Here is a 6,121-nt window from a genome sequence, read left to right as displayed (position 1 = left end):
GTCGGCCCTTGCGGTTCGATGATCGCGCATTCCGTGTGTCCAAAGTAGTCCCCATCACTTGAAGTAACGGGCATCACTTTGGACACCGGCTTCAGCTCTGTCCATGCGGCCACGGAATGACGCTTACTGAGCAATCTATGGATGGCGCGTAGAGCTTTGCGCAAGGCTTGATAACCTACGCCGTGTTTTGCGCCTCAGTAGCGCTGCACGGAGCGGCGCAAATCGCAGACGCCTTAACGACTCAACAAATTCTCATCACCGCCATTGCGAAAAAAATAGAAGGTCAGCGCGCAAAATGCCGGTTATGCAGACTTTCCTAAGTATGCGTCTCGTACTTTCGACGTGCCGTACACCTCCATTCCGACAGCGACGTTGTGCAGCCGACGATCCGCAACATACGACCCATCGGGTAAGTTTCTATAATCACTAGGTCATTCCAAAGAACTGGGAGTACCCGATATCGAATCCTTACGGATTACGGACACAACAAGGGCGGGGCGCCCTATGTCACTCGTCAAGTGTGAGGGGCGGATTTCGCTTGATAGAAGGCGCCGTCGCGCAGCATGTGAAACTCGCTCCCGGTAGCACATACTAATGCGATCACCGATGCGTGCTGCGCGGCGGGCGATTCCCGATCTGCGGTATTGCAGCGCCTGCGATGCGTCGTTGGATCGTGAAAGGGCCGCCCCTAGGCACTGACGTCAATGCCAGCGAGACGAATCCAACAGCCAGCGGGAAGTCGTCCTGATTGATCGCTGGCACTAGCGAGGACCGCAGGCCGACGCGGCGTTGAGAACGGACGAGGCCGTCCCAACTCGATAGGCGTAACCGACGGGCGCGATTGAAAAAGCCTCGCCCTTTGCCGATCTGCCGGTGGACTGAACGTACTGGTTTGCGTTTTCATGAAAAGAGTAGACATCGTCCGGCAAATCCAGAACGACCTGAATGCTCTGGTTAGTTCTAAGAAAATAGTTGCTTTCAACATAGACGACGCTGCCGCTTCCGATTTGCAGGGCGTTGTACTGGGTCTCGTCTGACCCGACGGCCGTGAGGCCGGTCGGTGTGGCGTCGTTATCGAAATAATTGTCGTAGGCGTGGACCCAGCCCCGCAGCAGCGGACGCCCCTTTAGGTTGGGGCCGAACTGGTTATGGTGCAAGGTGACATGTAGCCTGTGCCCACCATATGCATACGAATCCTGCCGAGATGCGCCCACTACCATCGCCAGGCGTTCATTGGCCAGATCCTGGTTCTTGCCCGTCCAGTCCCACAGGGGATCGGGGCGCATCGCCAGCCATTCATTGGTGAAATAAAACCGGCTATACGAGACCGTCACATTATCCGATGACAGCGTCACACTCATCAGATTGTCGCTCGTGTCGTAGAAGGAACAATGATCGACCCATGCATTGGTGACCCGTCGCAGGGACACGCCTTCATAGTTGATGCCGGCGTTGTTGGATGTGCCGTAGACTTGGGCGGGTAGGGCCTGTAGATCTCCGATGACGCCATGAAAAGTGATGTTTCTGATCACGACATTCTGGATGTTCTGGTCTGCCGGCAGCATTTCGCCGTCGAATTTAAGCTGGACGTTTTTCAGCACCGCATTGCCACCGCTGGCGCCTTCGATCGTGGTGTTGTTCCAGTCCGTGCTGGCGAAGGTGATGGTCGTCAGTCGCGGTCCGCCGTAGATTTCGCCCTTGACTAGGATGTGGTGCTGTCGCGCGCTGAACGCAGCCAGCAGATCAGCGAGGCTGTCGACCGTGACGGCTGGATCGTCTGATCCGGTCGCCGTTGCGAAACCGCCGGTGTCCGTCGGCAGACGCGCGGTAATTGCGGTCTCGTTGAAATTGGACCGCAAGCCTGTCACTGCTGAGGGGGCTGGCGCAGAAGACGACCCGTGCCCTCCAACACAAGCGCACAGCAGATATGCGATCAATATTGTCAGGATCAGCCGCCGCTTCATTTCATTTCCTCCTTTCAGGCCCGCACATGGTCAAGAGCCGGCATAGGCAGATTTCGGCACCAAGGCGCTTCCGCACTGTCAGCTTCTCTCATTCAGCTTTGGAGTACGCCGGCGCCGATGTGCATCTTGTGGCGTGGCTGCGAGTTCGTGCCGCGCCCGGTAAGGACCGCCGCCCGCGGGCGGATGTGAAATCCATTCCCACAGGAGCGTTCGAGATTGCGCCGATGCGCCGATGCGCCGATGCGCGCGCCCAAGGCGCCATAACGCCCAGCCATTCACCGAAACCCGGCGGATGCCGGATTTCTGTCAAAAAGAGCGAGAATATCGGCTTTGCTAATGAGGGTCAATCCAGAGCCCAAGCGGGAGGAGGTACTGAAGGCGGCCGACACGCTAGGGCCGTTGCACGGTAAACGTGATATCCGTCAACAGCGAAAGCTAGCGGTCCAGCCGAGATGTTCTCGCACGGACCTCGATGCGAGGCCTACTCGCCAATGAACCGCCATTTTCGGCGTAGAACCGACGACTGAACGACGGAAAGAGGCGCGTCTCCAAGTCGGAGCTCGACCGAACCCAACGACGTTTGGCCGGAACGGCCCTGACGCGCTTCCGACTCCGCGCCGTATTCGTAGATGTTCCAGTTCCACGCAAAGACCTCGATAAGCTTCGTCATATTCTATCCATCCAGATGTCGAATTCTTAGTGTGGTTCGCGGCGTAGCACGTTAACGTTGCGGACGGGCTAGATTCGCCAACTGGTGAAATGCGGTAGTTTGTGTTACGTTGCTAACGCATTGATGCTTTTTGGCAAATCTTGCGGTTCCCTCGCGTCCGCCCGTATCTAGGGGCCGCGCATTCATTGCCCGTTGCGATTCCACAGTCCGTGTCCGTCTGTAACCGCGAGACGTGCGCGGCTCGTCGGCCGAGTGCCGACAGTCGCTGGTCGCGATTGCCGCGCAACCGTCCAGGAGAATCTATGTCAAAGGTCGATTGGACCTATTCACGTCCAGGCACAGTTTCGTCCGCCCTGAACACGTCGGTCCCGCGCGCGTCGAAGGTCGAACCCGTAACACCCCTGCAGTCGATCGACGGGGTATCGCAGGACGAAGAGCAACAGGAGCGCTGGATGCGCGCTCTCATCCGACTCGGCAACCAGCGCGGCTACCTGACTCATGCGGAAATCAACGATCATCTCCCCGACAATTTTGTGCATACCGCGGCCATTGAAATCATTGCCAGCACGTTCAACGACATGGGCATTGCAGTCTACGAGCAGGCTCCTGACACGGAGAAGCCGTTCCTGGACGAGGCGGCGCCGGCAGCCACGTTGGACGACAAGGCAGACCTGGAGGCCGAAGGCGCGCTTTCAACCGTCGATCCTGAATTCGGGTGCACAACGGATCCCGTTCGGATGTATATGCGTGAAATAGGTGCGACCGAATTATTGACTCGCGCGGGCGAGACTGAGATTGCGAAACGCATCGAAGAGGGGCTCCACGAAATGGGCTTGGCGATCGCACGCTGCCCGCTGACTGTCTTCACGATCCTTCGAATGGTGAAGCAGATTCAATCTGGTGAACTGCGCATCGATCAACTGGTCGACGACCTTAATGAAGACTCCGAAGCGGTCCTTCGGTCGTTGCCAGAGCCGGCTAAAACCCCGGACATTGAACAGGACAGCGCTAAGGGCGACGACGCGAGGAGCGACGGCGGTGAGGGCAGGGTCGTCGAAGACCGGGACATGGTGAAGGGGAGCGAACCGCGAATGAAACAGCTCACGAGAGACGGCCTCGCTATCTTTGCGCGAGTTCGTGACCTGTACGAACAGATTTCAGAAGCCGACGCCGCGCAAGAAAACGGACAGGTCGCCCGCGAGCGCCTTTTTGAAGCGATCCAGCGGGAGCTTGCGGCTGTTCGCTTCACGGCACGGACTATCGATGCGCTATGCGCTGATGTGCAACAGCAAGTCGCACAGGTACGTGCGGTCGAGCGACGTATTCTGCAGATTGCCGTTGACCGGTGCGGCATGCCGCGCGCGCGATTCGTCGAGTCGTTTTTGGGATACGAAACTGATCTCGCGTGGACTGAAAACTCGGCGACGTCCCGCGAGTACGGTGCGGCACTTTCACGCAGTCGACCGGAGATCCAGACTGAACAGCAGAAGCTTATCGATATTGAGGCTAAGGCCGGCCTGCCCTTGCAACACTTGAGGAAGATCAACCGGCAGATGATGGCAGCCGAGTCGAAGATGCGTCAGGCGAAGCGCAAGATGATCGAGGCGAATCTGCGTCTCGTGGTCTCTATCGCGAAAAAGTACGCGAACCGAGGCGTGCCCCTTCTGGATCTGATCCAGGAAGGAAACATCGGCCTGATGAAAGCCGTCGACAAATTTCAATATCGACGCGGCTGGAAGTTTTCAACTTACGCAACATGGTGGGTCAGGCAGGCAGTCACGCGTTGTCTTGCGGATCAGGCGCGCACAATCCGAGTCCCCTTGCATATGATCGAGTCAATCAACAAGTTAAACCGGATTTCGCGGGAAATTTTGCAGGAGACTGGGCACAAGGCTAATCCTGCTGCGTTGGCTCAGCGCATGGAATTATCAGAAGACAAGATTCGTGACATACTGAAGGTCATGAGGCAACCCCTATCGCTCGAGACGCTAGGGGGCGAAGATGCCGACGCCACGCTTGGCGATATGATCGAAGATCCAATGGCTGGATCCCCTGCGGATGCGGCCGCGCGCTCGAACCTGCGAGCCGCAATCGACGAAGCGCTGGATTCATTGTCGCCGCGTGAAGCGAAAGTACTGCGAATGCGGTTCGGGATTGATGTAGCGTGCGGCTACACGCTCGAGGAACTTGGCAAACAATTCGACCTGACGCGCGAACGGATCAGGTACATCGAAAGCAAGGCGATGCGAAAACTGATGCAGCCAAATCGCGCCGACAAGTTACGGCGATTTGTCGACAATTAAGTCCCACGTCCACGCATCGCCTGGACTTGTGGTCAGAGCAACATCGAGCTGCAGCATCCCATCCCGATCTGTGTGTTCGCCAACAAGGAACGCATCCGTTATCATCGAAATGTGATGGGCCCGCTTGTCTACGATCGTGGACGCATCCTTGAACGCTCGGAGACGACGGCTCACGGCTTGGACGAACTCATGTGCATTGTCTATGCCAACGACTTGAAGCCCGGTGCGATGGTTTCGCACCAATACGTAGACCTGCACATTGAGATAGTTAATGCTGGAACCGGAGAAGCTTCGGATCGGTGTTGTCGAGAATCTTTGGCGTCTTTCGTGGCAGCGCGATACCGTTCAGACCAATGCTAATTGCGCTTGTCCGACGCCATGGCGGCTTGCTTCGTCAGGATGCGGTCTGGGCGGCCGTTGCCGAGACGTTCCTGCATGAACTGACGATTGCTCCCGCACTACGCTAGCGACCGGCCGTCGGCATGCTGTGTGGGAACACACGGCAATCAATCGATACTGTTCCAGGAATATTTTCAGGTCGATGCTGGGATCTGGGTAAGCAGCGCAAGACACTTGTGAAGGGATACGCCGCAAGGCCGGAATAACACCGGTGATTAATATAGATCGGCTCATCAAGCGCAGGCCGCCTGATCAGGTCGGCCCGCATGCATGTACCACTTTGGGCAATCGTTCCCAAAGCGGGTCAAGGTCTCGCTCGGCACACTCGGTCCACCGGAATACCGGAAGAGCCTCGAAATCAAGGCGCAGACCAATCCGAGTTTCATCGCGCGAGGGTGGCATCCAGTTGCTGTTGATCGATCCCTTCGCTAGGCCATGTCGAACGTCTCACCATATGAAGGTGACGATGGTGAAACACTTGGTCGGTGAATCTCCTATAGTTTGCAGAAGAGTGACTTGCGTCTGTTAGGCTCGGCCGCACGCTACGGCGTGGCAAAGCAACGCGGACGCCTATCTATGGTTCCTACGTGCGAAGAAGCCCGCGTTAGTCTCGTAATGCAGACCTGTCGTACCCATCGCGGAGAATATCTATTTCAACCTAGTGTCTTGAGTTAAAAATTCATTGAATGATGCCGATCACGTACTAAAGTGTTCTATGTGGCACTTGATGCGAGGGGGCAAGGATGAGCGGACGGCCCAAAGGGGAACTGGTGCTGAGCGAATCG

General features: G+C 56.9%; 3 protein-coding genes. 1 reads left to right on the top strand and 2 read right to left on the bottom strand.

Annotation, left to right across the window (positions count from 1 at the left end; genetic code table 11):
* Positions 1-761 precede the first annotated feature (761 nt).
* Entirely contained in the window at positions 762-1,964 is a 1,203-nt protein-coding gene (locus AB4Y34_RS40635) for a pectate lyase (protein WP_368719185.1), read from the bottom strand.
* Between the two features lie 481 nt (positions 1,965-2,445).
* Positions 2,446-2,634 carry a hypothetical protein gene (locus AB4Y34_RS40630; RefSeq protein WP_176370050.1) on the bottom strand — a complete coding sequence of 63 codons (189 nt, stop codon included), beginning with the start codon at positions 2,632-2,634 and terminating at the stop codon, positions 2,446-2,448.
* 302 nt (positions 2,635-2,936) lie between these two features.
* Between AB4Y34_RS40630 and rpoD the strand changes: the two genes are divergently transcribed.
* Positions 2,937-4,937 carry an RNA polymerase sigma factor RpoD gene (rpoD, locus tag AB4Y34_RS40625; RefSeq protein WP_176370049.1) on the top strand — a complete coding sequence of 667 codons (2,001 nt, stop codon included), beginning with the start codon at positions 2,937-2,939 and terminating at the stop codon, positions 4,935-4,937.
* The last annotated feature ends 1,184 nt before the right edge of the window (positions 4,938-6,121 follow it).

Source organism: Paraburkholderia sp. BR10954 (genome assembly GCF_040965775.1).
GTDB classification, from domain to species: domain Bacteria; phylum Pseudomonadota; class Gammaproteobacteria; order Burkholderiales; family Burkholderiaceae; genus Paraburkholderia; species Paraburkholderia youngii.
This window is presented reverse-complemented; position numbering and strand designations above follow the sequence as displayed.